At 34.4% G+C, this 14,977-nt stretch carries 13 protein-coding genes; 5 read left to right on the forward strand and 8 right to left on the reverse strand.

Annotated elements, in window-relative coordinates; genetic code table 11:
• Positions 1-6 precede the first annotated feature (6 nt).
• From FY049_RS18940 to rfbB, 7 genes are read right to left on the reverse strand one after another with little or no spacing between them, the layout of a single operon-like run.
• Positions 7-1,251: a hypothetical protein gene (locus FY049_RS18940; protein ID WP_434278674.1), complete on the reverse strand. Its 1,245-nt coding sequence runs from the start codon at positions 1,249-1,251 to the stop codon at positions 7-9.
• On the reverse strand, positions 1,252-2,166 hold the full coding sequence (locus FY049_RS18945; RefSeq protein ID WP_434278673.1) for a glycosyltransferase family 2 protein: 915 nt from the start codon (positions 2,164-2,166) through the stop codon (positions 1,252-1,254).
• A 4-nt stretch (positions 2,167-2,170) separates the two neighbouring features.
• Positions 2,171-3,424: an O-antigen translocase gene (locus tag FY049_RS18950; RefSeq protein ID WP_434278672.1), complete on the reverse strand. Its 1,254-nt coding sequence runs from the start codon at positions 3,422-3,424 to the stop codon at positions 2,171-2,173.
• A gap of 2 nt (positions 3,425-3,426) precedes the next feature.
• Positions 3,427-4,542: a DegT/DnrJ/EryC1/StrS family aminotransferase gene (locus FY049_RS18955; protein ID WP_434278671.1), complete on the reverse strand. Its 1,116-nt coding sequence runs from the start codon at positions 4,540-4,542 to the stop codon at positions 3,427-3,429.
• Positions 4,539-5,396 (reverse strand): WxcM-like domain-containing protein, encoded by an 858-nt coding sequence (locus tag FY049_RS18960; RefSeq protein WP_262087357.1) that lies wholly within the window; start codon positions 5,394-5,396, stop codon positions 4,539-4,541. Before FY049_RS18960 ends, FY049_RS18955 begins: the two co-directional genes overlap by 4 nt.
• Before the next feature lies 1 nt (position 5,397).
• Positions 5,398-6,273 (reverse strand): glucose-1-phosphate thymidylyltransferase RfbA, encoded by an 876-nt coding sequence (rfbA, locus tag FY049_RS18965; RefSeq protein ID WP_434278670.1) that lies wholly within the window; start codon positions 6,271-6,273, stop codon positions 5,398-5,400.
• On the reverse strand, positions 6,273-7,331 hold the full coding sequence (gene rfbB, locus FY049_RS18970; RefSeq protein ID WP_434278669.1) for a dTDP-glucose 4,6-dehydratase: 1,059 nt from the start codon (positions 7,329-7,331) through the stop codon (positions 6,273-6,275). Before rfbB ends, rfbA begins: the two co-directional genes overlap by 1 nt.
• A 397-nt stretch (positions 7,332-7,728) precedes the next feature.
• Between rfbB and FY049_RS18975 the strand changes: the two genes are divergently transcribed.
• The 5 genes from FY049_RS18975 (at position 7,729) to FY049_RS18995 (ending at position 13,111) form a co-directional block, all read left to right on the forward strand.
• On the forward strand, positions 7,729-8,829 hold the full coding sequence (locus FY049_RS18975) for a polysaccharide biosynthesis/export family protein (protein WP_434278668.1): 1,101 nt from the start codon (positions 7,729-7,731) through the stop codon (positions 8,827-8,829).
• Position 8,830: 1 nt separating this feature from the next.
• Entirely contained in the window at positions 8,831-9,259 is a 429-nt protein-coding gene (locus tag FY049_RS18980; RefSeq protein ID WP_434278667.1) for a low molecular weight protein-tyrosine-phosphatase, read from the forward strand.
• A gap of 21 nt (positions 9,260-9,280) precedes the next feature.
• Positions 9,281-11,476, forward strand: coding sequence for a polysaccharide biosynthesis tyrosine autokinase (locus tag FY049_RS18985; protein WP_434278666.1), 2,196 nt, complete (start codon positions 9,281-9,283; stop codon positions 11,474-11,476).
• 191 nt (positions 11,477-11,667) lie between these two features.
• Entirely contained in the window at positions 11,668-12,375 is a 708-nt protein-coding gene (locus FY049_RS18990; protein WP_004723516.1) for an FKBP-type peptidyl-prolyl cis-trans isomerase, read from the forward strand.
• Positions 12,376-12,421: 46 nt separating this feature from the next.
• Positions 12,422-13,111 (forward strand): FKBP-type peptidyl-prolyl cis-trans isomerase, encoded by a 690-nt coding sequence (locus FY049_RS18995; protein ID WP_446084170.1) that lies wholly within the window; start codon positions 12,422-12,424, stop codon positions 13,109-13,111.
• A gap of 266 nt (positions 13,112-13,377) precedes the next feature.
• Here the strand turns inward: FY049_RS18995 and murJ are convergent, their stop codons facing one another.
• The gene (gene murJ / locus FY049_RS19000) at positions 13,378-14,928 is read right to left on the reverse strand and encodes a murein biosynthesis integral membrane protein MurJ (protein ID WP_446084171.1); all 1,551 of its coding nucleotides are present in this window, start codon (positions 14,926-14,928) and stop codon (positions 13,378-13,380) included.
• Between the last annotated feature and the right edge of the window lie 49 nt (positions 14,929-14,977).

The following is a 14,977-nucleotide window of genomic DNA, read 5'->3' on the forward strand; positions in this document are numbered from 1 at the left end:
TTAACATCACTTCACACTTTTCATGTCATTATATGTAAATATGGAAAAAACAGCTAATAACAACACCGTATTACTTACCTCATTTGAATAAAAATTCATACCTTTTAAATAATATAAAAATAAAGAGCATATAAAAATTAAAAAGAAAAAAGTTCCAAATGTTTTTGAAATATTCTTAAATAAAGGGTTTAAAAAGTATAATAAAATAAAGCCAAGAAAAACTGTTGGAACAAGACCGAACATGAATATATCTTGAATCAAGCCTATATCTGAACCTACCGGATACGCTCCAACTATTATTTTCCCTTCCCCCCATAAGAAATGCATTATATCTTCTGGAAAAAACCACATATAGGATAAAGTTTCAAAAGTTCCTGTCGATTTTCCTTCTGATAGTTTTTTTAACTCTTCCACACCCTGCATTAACCTGAAAAAATAATCAGTCTGCAAATAATCAATACCAATAAAAATAAAACCTAAACTAAACATTAAAACTAGTAAAATAAATAGTTTTACTTTCCTTTTGTATAAAAGATATAATGGAGATACGATCAACCAAAGTGCAATTGGAACGAGACCAATTCTTGCATTAAGTATTACGCTTAAAATCATGCCTAGAAAAAGAAATAGATATGTAATCTTTTCTGATATTTTTTTTGAAAAAATAAAATAATAAATACTTAATAAAGAACATAAACCCATCAACATAGGAAATGTTGACGTATAACCTGTAGCAAGGCCAAACGATCTTAGCCCACTCCCAAAATCATTTGATATATCTTGTATTGAATTCTGTCTCGCTGTTGCTAATGTCCAGTCTCTAAATGCTGGAACAGTTAGTGCTAATATTACAAAAAAAAGTTGAATAGCTCCAACCTTTATAATAAAATCACAAAAATCTTTAAAATTACATGAATATATTTTACTATAAATAGATAATATTGTTAATGCACATAGAAGACTAAGTATAATTAATAAAAAAGAATACCCTCTTAATAAGGCATCATCAGCACCAAATAAATATAAAACAAACAAGTACATAAAAAATAACAAACAAATTGATATAAATATCAAAACTCTTTTACTTGATAAATATATCAAAGTTTGACTAATATTTATAAAAAAATATCCAATTGCAAAAACACCCAGTAGGTACATTAAATTAAAACTAAAAAAATTCCCTGGATTAAATATATATAAAAAAGCATATAAATAGAGAAATGTTTTTGAAAAAAAACTATTAGCCAACACTTACCCTCTCCAAATGAAAATAAGCTTTATTAATGATTTACAAAAATTTAATTCTTTAAATTTATTAAAAGATTTAATCATCCCTTTAAAAGCATATATTTTACTAAATCTATATGCAGAGAAAAAAACAAACCTTCTATAATTCCACATATTAATCGCATCATTATACAATGGATGATTCTTATATTTATTTATAGTTAACAAATGTGAATCAGAAACATCCATTCTCATTGGCATACGCTTTCTTTCAGAACCGATAGCTTCTGGCGAACGATAATAATATAGTTTATCATCAATAACACCGATATCTGTAACTAGTGCTATTTTTAAATATATATCATAATCCTCTGCAGTAACATTCGGATCAAAGCCATTTATAATATTTTTTATTAAATAAGTTTCATACATTCCAGTAACGGGTAGATGAATCTTAAATGTAAATATATCATCAAAAATTATTTTATGAATCAAGCCTAAATTATAATTTCCGGTTTGACTTGTTAATACTTCATTCAAATCATTAATAACATATGCATTAGTCACACAAAACTTATGTTTTATATTAGATAGCAGATATTCAACTTGAATAGAAACTTTATTTTCATGATAGAAATCATCAGAAGAACAAATACTCCAGTAATCTCCTTCACACCACTCTAATGCTTCATTTAATGTTGTACTTAAACCTTTATTCGATCTATGCCTAAATTCAAAACGAATAAAGCGATTCCTACATTTTGTTATCATTTCTTGTATTTTTATAATTGAATCATCTTTTGATCCATCATCAATAATAATAAGTTCTATATTCTTATAAGTTTGGTTTATCAAACCTTGAATGCAGTCTTGTACAAAGTTTTCATGATTATAGCAAGGTATGACAATTGAAACCAAAGGCTGACTTTTTTCACTCATATTTTCACACACATTCTTTTAAAGATTTAAAAACAAAAAAACTCATAATAATCCAATATAATGCATAATTAATTAAATGAGCAATTGAGACACCTTCAAAACCAAAACTTTGAGTACACACATAAGTTAATCCAATTGAAATCATTGCAAAAATAATTTCTGTAGTTATAAAAAGCCTTGTCATAGCTTTACTTAACATCAAATATGCAAGTATCCAGCTACCGATTTTTAGAGAATCACCTATTATTTGCCATAAAAATAAATCTCTCATTGGCAGAAAGGCTTTGCTAAACAGCAATACAATTATCCAATCTCTTAATAAATAAACAAAGAAACCACTAACAACAGCTAGAGGAAATATAAATTTATAGCCAAGATAAATTTCAGATTTTATTTCCTGTATTTTTGATAGCTCCGAAAGCCTAGGTAAGTAATATACACCTAAAGTAGTTGTTACAAGCATTAAGTAAGCTGCGCTCAAACGAATCATGGCTTCCCAGTAGCCTGCATATGTTAGTCCATATTCATATGTCAAGTAACTTCGAATAACTATTTGTGAAAGAGGAACACATATAGCGCTAACCAAAGCCATCAATGCAAATGCTGCAAATTTTTTTGCGATACTTGTGTCTATTTTACCAAATAAATATGCCAGTCTAAACCAATCGGATTTATAACATAAAAGTAAAGTAATAAAAAAAGCTAAAGATTGATAAATTGAAAGTGCAACTAATGCTCCATATAAATTATACTTGATTGCCAAGATACTTGTAACTACGAGAGAAAACAAACTGCCGAGTACATTTGCAACAACAAGCTTTAATATTTCTTTTTTTCCATTAAGTATTGCCAAAAATAGTGAGTTAAAAGTAAAAAAAAGTAAAAAAATTGCAAACCATACAAATACCAATTGATATGTATCGGTATGAAAAATATAAATAGAAAGTTTTTTTTGAAAAATTAAAATAAATAATGAAGAAATTAAACTAAAAAATAAAACAATACTTCCAGCTGTTTTCCATATTTTTTCTTGCTTACTTTTATCGTCATTGTATTCCGCTGTATATTTAATAACAGCTGTATTGATAGCACTTCCTGCAAAAGTTGTTATCATTTGTATGAAATTTTGAAATTGCCCAATTGCTGCATAACCTGTGGGGCCAACATAAACAGCCAAAATTTTATTCAGTATAAACATTGTTGCTGTTTTAATTAAAACAGCAACTCCATTGAGTATACTCGTTTTGAGTAAATTCATTTTTATACTTTAAAATCATTGCAAAGTTGAATTACCACTTCAGCTTCTTCAAAACTTAAAGTCGGTCCAATTGGTATGCTTATTACTTCCGCATGAATTTGCTCTGAGATTGGATAGCTTAAATCATTCCACTCTTTGTAAGCTTGCTGTTTATGTGGAGGAATAGGGTAATGAATTAAAGTTTGAATGTTATGGTCTGCTAAATATTTCTGTAAAGTATCTCTATACTCTGTTCTAATTACAAATAAGTGCCAAACATGCTGTTGGTATTTTTCAGCATTTATATTACTTAATGGCAACTCAATTAGAGGGTTATTAATCTTCTCAAGATATAAACTGGCAATTTTACGACGATGTTCAACCTCATGATCCAAGAATTTTAATTTAACATCTAACATTGCAGCTTGAATTTCATCTAGTCTACTATTTACTCCTGGTACCAAGTTCTTATATTTTTCATGGGATCCATAATTACGAAGCGCACGTAACATTTGAGCAAGTTCTTCATTATTGGTAGTTACAGCACCTGCGTCACCGAGGGCACCTAAATTTTTCCCAGGATAAAAACTGAAGCCTGAGGCATCACCCCAATTTCCAGCCTTTTTCCCATTTATTGTAGCACCATGCGATTGTGCTGAATCCTCTAAAACAAGTAGATTATGCTTATTTGCAATTTCTATAATTGCAGGCATATCAGCTAATTGACCATATAAATGAACAGGTAAAATAACTTTTGTTCGCGAAGTAATTGCTTCTTCAATTTTTGAAATATCGATATTATATGTTCTAATATCTGGCTCAACTAAGACTGGTTCTAAATTATTTGCTGTAATTGCTAAAATACTTGCGATATAAGTATTTGACGGAACAATAACCTCATCACCATCTTTTAACCTACCAAGCTCTTTCCAAGCACGCAGTGTTAAGATAAGTGCATCTAAACCATTTGCAACCCCAATTGCAAATTTTGTTCCACAATATTCAGCAAAATTTTGTTCAAATTTTTCCAGTTCATTCCCACCAATATACCAACCAGAGTCAATTATTCGTGTACAAGCCTCTATTAGCTCTGTTCTATATTGTTGATTAATATTTTTTAAATCTAAAAAAGGAATCATTCTTCTATATATCCTTTGATTATTGCTGGATTTCCAACTACGATTGCATTTGCAGGAACATCTTTGGTTACAACTGCGCCAGCGCCAATGAGTGCCTTTTCACCTATTCGTATACCAGGTAATATCGTTGCGTTTGCTCCGATAGTTGCTCCTTTCTCAACAATAGTTTTTGGAAACTCATCAGGATATTGCTTTGAACGTGGTTTCTTGTCATTAGTAAAAGCAACGCATGGGCCAATAAAAACATTATCTTCTAATGTAATGCCATCCCATACATAAACACCCGATTTAATTGTGACGTTATCACCAATCTGTACGTCATTTTCAATCATGGTATGCGCACAAATATTACAATTTTCACCAATGACTGCTTGTGAAAAAATCACACTATATTGCCAAACTTTTGTTTTTTGACCAATATTTTTAGACTTTACGTCAGACAAGGGATGAATATAAGGTTTATTCACGACCTTGAGAAACTCATCATAGTTTCGAATATAATCTTGTTCTGAAAAATGCTCACTTGCAAGAACAAGTAAAACACAATCTTCAGAAAAATCATGCATTTCACGCCATATTAAACTTTCTATTACCAAGCCCTTGGTAGCTGAGTCCAAAATGACTTCTTCTTTCTTATAACCATTATCTAAAATGAAACGACAACTTCCTTTAAGGCAAATTGCAACCTGTTTCAAATCTATATGAGCATGAAATCCACGAGGTTTATTAGTGGTATTAAAAATATAATATAAACGCTTTACTTCAAAAGGAATGGAATGATTTGATTCAATTGCAACCAATCCACCTCTTTCATCGCCAAAATTTGGCAAATCGATTAATTTAACTAGGCTCATTTTAGTCATTTACCAAAGAAATCAAATATTGACCATAGTCATTCTTACTCATGCTTTGACCGATTTGTAAAACTTGTTCTTTAGTTAACCAACCATTATGTAAAGCTATTTCTTCTAGGCAAGCAACTTTATACCCTTGACGTTTTTCTATCGTTTCAACAAACTGAGCAGCTTCTAGTAGACTTGCATGCGTTCCTGTATCTAACCAAGCGAAACCGCGACCTAACAACTCCACGTTTAAATCACCACGCTCAAGATACATCTGATTAACTGTGGTAATTTCCAACTCACCACGGTCAGAAGGCTTCACGCTTTTGGCAATTTGAATAACATCATTGTCGTAAAAGTACAAACCCGTGACTGCAAAATTAGATTTTGGCTGTTTTGGTTTTTCTTCTAAGGAGACAGCGCATTTCTGCTCATCAAACTCAACCACACCAAAGCGCTCTGGGTCTTTAACTTGATAACCAAAAACTGTTGCACCTTTTTGACGTGCGACAGCTTGACGTAGCATTGGTGTAAAGCCCTGGCCATAAAAAATATTATCACCAAGCACTAAACAAACATTACTATCACCAATAAAATCTTCACCGAGAATAAAAGCCTGCGCTAAGCCATCAGGACTCGGTTGAACTGCATAACTAAGTTCTACACCAAACTGCGAACCATCATTCAATAGACGCTTAAAACCATCAATATCTTCAGGCGTGCTTATGATTAAAATCTCTCGAATTCCTGCAAGCATAAGTACGGATAATGGATAATACACCATCGGTTTATCATAAATAGGGAGGAGTTGCTTAGAAACACCCTTGGTAATGGGATAAAGACGAGTTCCTGAACCACCTGCTAAAATAATACCTTTTGTTGTTGTCATTACGCAGTTACACCTAATCGTTCACGTTGATAGCTACCATCTTGTACTCGACGGCACCATTCTAAATTATTTAAATACCATTCCACAGTTTTACGAATACCTGTATCAAATGTTTCTTCTGGCTTCCAGCCTAAATCTTGAGCAATTTTACTTGCATCAATTGCATAGCGTAAATCATGCCCTGGACGATCTTTAACAAAAGTAATCAATGTTTCATATGATTGATTATTTATCTGGGGTTTTAATTCATCCAAAATTTTACAGATGGTTTTTACCACTTCAATATTTTGTTTTTCGTTATGTCCACCAATATTATAAGTCTCACCAACTGCACCTTCTGTAACAACTTTATAAAGTACGCGCGCATGATCTTCGACATATAACCAATCACGAATTTGATCACCTTTACCATAAATAGGCAAAGGCTTACCATCCAAAGCATTTAAAATGACCAATGGAATTAATTTTTCAGGAAAATGATAAGGACCATAATTATTTGAACAATTAGTCACAATAGTAGGCAAACCATAAGTTCTTTGCCACGCTCGAACTAAATGATCTGAGCTGGCTTTACTTGCAGAATAAGGGGAGCTCGGTGCATAAGCTGTTGTTTCAGTAAACAGATCAGTAGTCCCTTCTAAATCACCATACACTTCATCAGTTGAAATATGGTGAAATCTAAATTGTTGTTTTTGCAGTTCACTAAGATTTAGCCAATATTTTCGGGTAACTTCCAACAAAGTATATGTACCTACAATATTAGTGTTAATAAATTCAGCAGGCCCATCGATTGAGCGATCCACATGTGACTCAGCAGCTAAATGCATCACCACCTCAGGTTTAAACTCAGCAAAAATTTGAGTTAATTTTTCAGCATCACAAATGTCAATTTGCTTAAATTGGTAACGTGAATCTGGATCAACTTCTTTCAAAGACTCTAGATTGCCAGCATAAGTCAGCTTATCAATATTTAATACTTCATCCTTTGTATTTTTTATAATATATCGTACCACTGCTGATCCAATAAACCCCGCACCACCAGTCACCAAAACTCTCATACCCTAATCCTGCAAATCATTTTTTAATAAATCTAATAGTTAAAATGTTCCAATAACAAGCTCATCAAAACACCAAAATCTTTTTTACATAAGGATGATTTCTATCCATTTTCATACTAAAAGATTATATCCAAACTCAAGCTAAAATTATATATTAAACGGCATCAAACAAAGCCAAATAATTTTGACTTTCATCACCGTTCAAATTCCTAATGAATTACTTTATTCTTTTTAAATTACAAAATCATTGAATAGATACAAGTCAACACACTTCTTTTTCGGTTTTAATACAATTACCCCTTAACAATAAGATACCCAACCTGACTTTTTTAGCTTACAATTCGCTTTCAAGATTAGATTCTAAGCAACAACGCAATATAAAATAAGGGTTTTGAATGTGAAGTATCCGTACACATCACTGTTTACAATTTTAGCGATTTCGATTTCGTTTTCTGGTTGTGCGATCACTTCAGGACTTCAAACCTATGATCTGCCTGAACAAGGTCAATATAGAACTGATCAAGGTGCTGAACTTTCCGTTGTACAACTGAATCAAAATAATATTCCAAATCTAAATACAACTAGCCAATTAAGTTCAGATAATCTTGTATCGTTATTCAACAGCTCACAAAATATTTATCGTTTAAGCGCTGGTGATGTTCTTTCAATTCAGCTTTGGGCGTATCCTGAAATTACCCCACCAATCCAAGATGCAACCAATATTAAAGCTGTTGGTTACCCCATTGATCCAAATGGTAATGTTCAATTACCTTTAGTGGGTTCAGTGCATATTGCAGGTAAAACTTTAGCCGAAACTAATCGTTTTTTACATAATCAATTTGCTAAATATCTAAAGCATCCTGATGTTGTGGTTCGAGTACTGTCTTATGAAGGACGTCGTTATTTTGTCAATGGTCAAGTTATGCGCAGTGGGCAGTATACCTTAAATGACCAACCGATCAGTATTTATACTGCGTTGGGTCAGGCGGGTGGTGTAGACACTAAAACTGGTGATACCACCAATATTCAGCTGATCAGAAACGGACAAACCTATAACCTGAATACCATTCAGTTAGAAAAACAAGGATTGTCCCTGCATCAATTATTAATCCAACCCAATGACACCATTTTCGTCAATACTAAACAAGATCAAAAACTCTATGTCATGGGTGAATCCAGTCGCAGTCAAGCCCTCACATTACGAGATCAAGGTATGACCCTGAGTGATGTACTTGGTGAAAGTGAAGGAATTAACCCTACTTCAGCAAGTGCTGCACGTATTTATGTGATGCGTACTGACCTTAGCACCAAGCAGTCTACAATTTATCATCTTAACTTAAGTAGTTTAGGAAATTTGGCTTTAGCCAATCAATTTGCGATGCAAAAAAATGATATCGTCTATATTGATGCAACAGGTTTAACCCGCTGGCAACGTATTATGAATCAAGTAATTCCGTTCTCAAGTGCTCTATATAGCTTTGATCAATTGGGTAAATAGGATGCAGATTCAAAACATATTAGTGGTTTGTGTTGGCAATATTTGTCGTAGTCCAATGGCAGAATTTTTTTTAAAACAAAGCCATCCTGATCTAAAAATAGAATCCGCAGGGCTTGCTGCGATGGTCGGTCATTCAGCTGATAATAAAGCCATTGCTTGTATGGATGCCCTAAATATTGATATGCGTTCCCATATTGCACGACAAATAAATGCAGAGTTGATCAAAAAGGCCGATCTTGTTCTAGTGATGAGCAAAAACCAATCACAACATATTGAGCAGAAATGGCCCTTTGCCAAAGGCAAGGTTTTCCGTTTAGGACACTGGCAAGATCAAAATGTGCCTGACCCATACAAACATGATCAAGCTTTTTTTGATGAAACATGTAAAAATATCCAAGCTTATGCCAATGATTGGCAATCACATCTATAAATTTTAATTAGTTGTTTACCTATGAACCAAAATTCAAAAACTAATGATGATACGATTGACTTAAAAGAGTTATTTTTCTCTTTAATCGCTCAATGGAAAGTGATTGCGCTTTGTGTCATTTTAACTTTAATCTGTGCCTTACTTTATTTACGTGTAACATCACCCCTCTATTCTACAGATGCAATGGTTCAGGTTGAAGATGGTAAAAGTGCTGCCTCTGCGGCCCTTATGGGGGAACTCAAAGATGTTGCAGGAGGTTTGGGGCAAAAATCACCAGCTGATGCTGAAATAGAAATCTTAAATTCGCGACTTGTACTTGGTAAAGTGATTCAGAATTTGAACTTAAATATTCAGATTCAAGACAATGTAGATACTTTCTTTCATAAATTAGTGTCCAAAGAAAAATCTAAACTTAGTTATAGCGCCCAAGCAGTTGATTTTCAAAAAAATCAGTCTAATTTTTCTATTTTAAAGCTAGATATTCCAGAATATTATTATGATAAAAAACTCACTTTAAAATTTATAGATAAGAAGCAATTTAGTTTAGCTTATAAAGACCAAGTTGTATTTCAAGGCACGCTCAATCGGCTCAACCAATCTCAAGACAATAAGGGATTATGGTCGGTTCAAATTAATAGTCTCAATCCATTTCAACAAGACTTTACCATCACTAAACTTTCTCTCCCTTCAGCTGTTAAATTAATTCAAACAAATTATTCTGTGGCTGAAAAAGGAAAAATGACAGGTGTCATAGGCCTCAGTTATAACGGAAATGATCAGCAGCATATTACTCAGGTTCTCAACAATATTCTGAGTGTTTATCATGAACAGAATATTGAACGTAAAAGCTTAGAGTCTAAACAAACCTTAAGTTTTCTCGACCAACAATTGCCAGAACTAAAACTGCAGCTTGAAGAATCCGAGATTAAATTCAATAAATTCCGCGAACAATATAATACTGTGGATGTCACTCAAGAATCAGAGCTGATGTTAAAGCAAAATATTGAATTGGAGAAAATGCGAATAGAGTTAAAACAAAAACAAGCTGAATATTCTGCTAAATATACCCCTGATCACCCACTCATGACAGAGATCAATGCGCAACTCGCGGCAATTGATAAAAAATCTACGGAACTTAACCAAGCCATTAGACGTTTACCTGAAACTCAACGCTTATATTTACAACTCTATCGCGATGTTAAAGTCAATACCGAACTCTATACCTCTCTATTAAACAGTTACCAGCAATTAAAAATTGTCAAAGCAGGTGAAATCGGTAATGTTCGTATCATTGATACTGCAGTAGAACCTGTTAAGCCGATTAAGCCAAGAAAATTGATTGTGTTAATTCTTTCCATTTTTCTAGGTGGCTTTATTGGAGTAATGATTGCATTACTCCGTAATATGCTTTCATCAGGGATTAAAGATTCAAGCCGAATTGAAAATGAACTTGATCTACCTGTGTATGCTACTGTGCCTCGCTCTCCGATTCAAGAAAGTCGTGTACAGTTACTGAAAAAGAAAAAGTCAATTCCGATTCTTGCGGCTAAAAATAGTGAAGATATTGCGATTGAAAGCTTGCGTAGTATTCGTACCACGATTCACTTTGCTTTAAATAATGCAAAAAATAATATTATTGCGATTTCAGGACCTGCTCCAGAAATTGGTAAATCTTTTATTTCGACCAATCTTGCCGCAATTTTTGCACAAGGGAATAAGAAAGTTTTGTTGATTGATGCCGATATACGCAGAGGTTATTTACATAAATATTTTAGTCATGACACTTCACCAGGTTTAACTGAGTATTTAGCAGGTCAAAGTTCGCTTGAGCAATGCATTGTTCATTCAAATACTGTAAATCATTTAGATTTTCTGCCACGCGGTAAAAACCATAGTCATGCTGCTGAAATGCTTAGTTCAGATCGTCTTAGCGAATTATTGGAACAGCTTTCCCAGCAATATGATCATATTATTATCGATACACCGCCTATCTTAGCAGTAACTGATGGCATCATCATTTCTCAATTTGCAGGTGTAAATCTTGTGGTTGCACGATATGCAAAAACACAGATGAAAGAACTCGAATTAACCATCAATCGCTTTGAACAGGCGGGAAGCAAAGTGAATGGTATTATTCTCAATGATGTTCAAGCAACTGCTGGAGGTAATTATGGCTATAATTATGCTTATGCCTACACCGCATCAAAAGATGACTGATATCAAATGAGTAACAGAAAAGCCAGATTAAATCTGGCTTTTTTGTGTCAATTTTTTGATCAATTTAACTGTATATTTTTAGTTGTCGCCATCAGATAACTATATCGTTTATGATGAAGAAGTTATATGCTTGAGCAGATTATGCTAATGATCAAATTAGCCTCTTAAAAGATTAAAATTTGGAAATTTTTATGAGTAAAGCCTTACCCATCGCAATTGCTGTAATCTTAGGTGGTGCTGCACTTGTACCTGTTTATTATGCATCTCAACATCCTGCTGATGTAAACAGTCACTCAATGTCAAAAAATGCTAAACCTGTAGAAAAAATTAGTTATGCACTTGGTTATGAAGTTGCGAGCCAAACCCCACCTGAAGTCGATGTGAATACATTTATCAGTGGTATTCGTGACGGCCATGCTAAAAAACAACGTGCCTATACAGATGAAGAATTACAAGCTGCGTATGTTGACTTCCAAAAAGAAATGCAACAAAAGCAATTACAACAAAGCAAAGAAACAGCTTCATCAAATGACTCATTCTTAGCTGAAAATGCGAAAAAAGAAGGTGTTAAAACAACAGCTTCAGGATTGCAATATAAAATCACCAAAGAAGGTACAGGTAAACAGCCTGCTGCTACTTCACAAGTTACGGTACATTACAAAGGTCAGTTGTTAGATGGCAAGGTATTCGACAGTTCATATGATCGTGGTCAACCGGTTGAGTTCCCTTTAAACCAAGTGATTCCAGGTTGGACTGAAGGTTTACAGCTCATGAAGGAAGGCGGTAAAGCAACCTTATATATCCCTGCAAAATTGGCTTATGGTGAACAAGGTGTTCCTGGCACGATTCCTCCAAACAGCACTTTAATTTTTGATGTTGAACTTGTTAAAGTTAAATAACATTTAAGAAAAGGAGAGATTTACTCTCCTTTTTTGGATTTTAATTATGAAAAAAACACTTATTGTGCTTAGTCTTAGTATGCTGAGTAGCGCAGCTTTCTCAGCACCGATTAACAATAAAAGCTCCCAACAAGATCAACTGGGTTATAGCTACGGTTATGTCATGGGACGTACCAATGCCGATACCTTAAAACAAATTAATTTAAATGCCTTTATCCAAGGGATCAAAGAAGGTTCTACAGGTCAGAAAGCAAGCTTAACTGATGAAGAAATGGCAAAAGCACTTGCACAATATAAACAGCAAACCGAAGCAAAACAAATGCTAGAGTTTAAACAAGCTGCCGATGTAAATGCCAAACAAGGTGAAACTTTTCTTGTAGAAAATGCGAAGAAAACAGGTGTAATTACTCGCCCAAGTGGTTTGCAGTATAGTGTTTTACAACAAGGTACTGGAAAGTCACCTTCTGCAAAATCTAAGGTTTCTGTAAACTATGAAGGTCGTTTGCTTGATGGCACCGTATTTGACAGTTCTTTTGCACGGAATGAAGCTGTAGAATTTCAAGTTAGCCAAGTGATTCAAGGTTGGACTGAAGGTTTGCAACTGATGAAAGAGGGCGCGAAATATCGTTTCTTTATTCCAGCGAAACTTGCCTATGGTGAGATTGGTGCGGGTGATGCGATTGGCCCAAACAGCACATTAATCTTTGATGTAGAACTATTAAAAGTTTTACCTTAAGTTAAATGTGAAATAGCTTTTAAAATAAAAAACATCGCTCAATTGCGATGTTTTTTTATGCTCTAATAAAAAATCTTATCGCATTTCATAGAAGTAAATTCATACATCTATAAAGCTTACAGTACCGTATCTTATATTTAGAATTTAAATTCTATCCCACACACAATGGCGATATCCTTGTCGCCATGCGTTAGATACATCACTTATGATTAAATGATGCTCAAAGTAAAAGCGGTTTCATTTATATTCTGTTGATTGGTCTTAATTTAGTGTTTTAAATGTCTTGGTCTAAAACCGGTTGCAAGTAGAGCAACGCCATAAGCCACAATACCGACCAAACATAATCCGACAACTTCAAGAATTCGAAGCCATTGCGACGCTGTGCCATCATACCAAGTTAAAGCAAACCATAGTGCGCCAATCATTACGATATTGGCTATGGCAAATTGAACGAATAATTTTTTCCAATGCGCACCAAAACGGAAAATATTTTTCTTATGTAAATAAAAATATAACATCCCTGCATTGACCAAAGCTGAGCCTGAAGAAGCAATGGCTAAGGCCATATGCTCAGCTTGCCAATCAATCAATTTAAAAATACCAATAAAGATAATATTTAAAATCGCATTGGCTGCAACCGCCATTAAGCCGACACGTACAGGGGTTTTGGTGTCCTGAATGGCATAAAAGCCTGGTGCAAAAACTTTAATCAACATAAATGCCAGTACACCACCACTCATACATTGCAGTGCCATAGCGGTCATTTGCGTATCACGTGCATCAAAAGCCCCATGCTGGAAAAGTGCTTGAATGATTGGCGTAGATAACATGAACAAAGCAATACTGGCTGGCACCCCCACCAAGACAATCACGCGAGCAGCCCAATCCAGCATTCTACGGAACTTGGCCTGATCTTGCTCTGCTTTACTCACGGAAAGAGACGGAAGAATCACTGTACCGATTGCAACACCAATCAATCCAAGTGGCAACTCGGTCATACGTTCAGCACTATATAACCATGACACCGAACCATCTTGCATGAATGAGGCCCAAATTGTATTTAGTAATAAGTTAATCTGAGTGACTGATACACCAAATAAAGCGGGCAACATCAGTTTTAAAATTCGATCTACACCCTCATGTTTAAAATCAACTTTAGGAGGAATGAGTAATTTTTTATTCCATAATTCAGGTATTTGAATGGCAAGTTGTAAAACCCCTGCTGCAACCACAGCCCATCCTAAAGCCATGATCGGTTGAGCCATATGCGGGGCTAACCACCAAGCACCAGCAATCATTGCCACGTTGAGTAATACAGGCGAAAACGCTGGCGAAGCAAAAGAACCATAACTATTCAAAATACTGCTGGCAAATGCAGTCAATGACATAAACATCAGATAGGGAATCGTTAAACGAAACATATCTACAGCCAAATCAAATTTTGCGGGATCGTTATGAAAACCGGGTGCATAGACATACAAGATCACAGGTGCAATGATCATACTGATCAAAGTTAACAGTGACATCACCATTAACAGGCAGCCAAACACACGACTAATGAGAATCTGTACTTCCGCATGCAGTTTTGTAGTTTTATATTCAGTGAGTACGGGAATAAAGGCTTGTGAAAAAGCCCCTTCTGCAAATAAACGCCTGAAAAAATTGGGAATACGAAAAGCGACCACAAAGGTGTCAAAATCCTTACCTGCCCCAAACACATTGAGCAAAACCATATCTCTGACTAAGCCCAAGACTCGTGACAACATGGTCATTGCACTGACAATAAAGGTGGATCGCCACAGCGCCATCGTATTCACCTAGTTAAAATAAAGTCGCTATTGTAATTAAATATTCTTAAAATTGCGT

It is taken from the genome of Acinetobacter sp. 1125_18A, from assembly GCF_052824985.1.

Coding starts and splice junctions, on each gene's coding strand:
- FY049_RS18990 (WP_004723516.1), top strand. CDS start 11,668: ATGAGTAAAGCCTTACCCATCGCAATTGCTGTAATCTTAGGTGGTGCT.
- FY049_RS18980 (WP_434278667.1), top strand. CDS start 8,831: ATGCAGATTCAAAACATATTAGTGGTTTGTGTTGGCAATATTTGTCGT.
- FY049_RS18955 (WP_434278671.1), bottom strand. CDS start 4,542: ATGATTCCTTTTTTAGATTTAAAAAATATTAATCAACAATATAGAACA.
- rfbB (WP_434278669.1), bottom strand. CDS start 7,331: ATGAGAGTTTTGGTGACTGGTGGTGCGGGGTTTATTGGATCAGCAGTG.
- FY049_RS18945 (WP_434278673.1), bottom strand. CDS start 2,166: ATGAGTGAAAAAAGTCAGCCTTTGGTTTCAATTGTCATACCTTGCTAT.
- FY049_RS18950 (WP_434278672.1), bottom strand. CDS start 3,424: ATGAATTTACTCAAAACGAGTATACTCAATGGAGTTGCTGTTTTAATT.
- FY049_RS18985 (WP_434278666.1), top strand. CDS start 9,281: ATGAACCAAAATTCAAAAACTAATGATGATACGATTGACTTAAAAGAG.
- rfbA (WP_434278670.1), bottom strand. CDS start 6,273: ATGACAACAACAAAAGGTATTATTTTAGCAGGTGGTTCAGGAACTCGT.
- FY049_RS18960 (WP_262087357.1), bottom strand. CDS start 5,396: ATGAGCCTAGTTAAATTAATCGATTTGCCAAATTTTGGCGATGAAAGA.
- FY049_RS18995 (WP_446084170.1), top strand. CDS start 12,422: ATGAAAAAAACACTTATTGTGCTTAGTCTTAGTATGCTGAGTAGCGCA.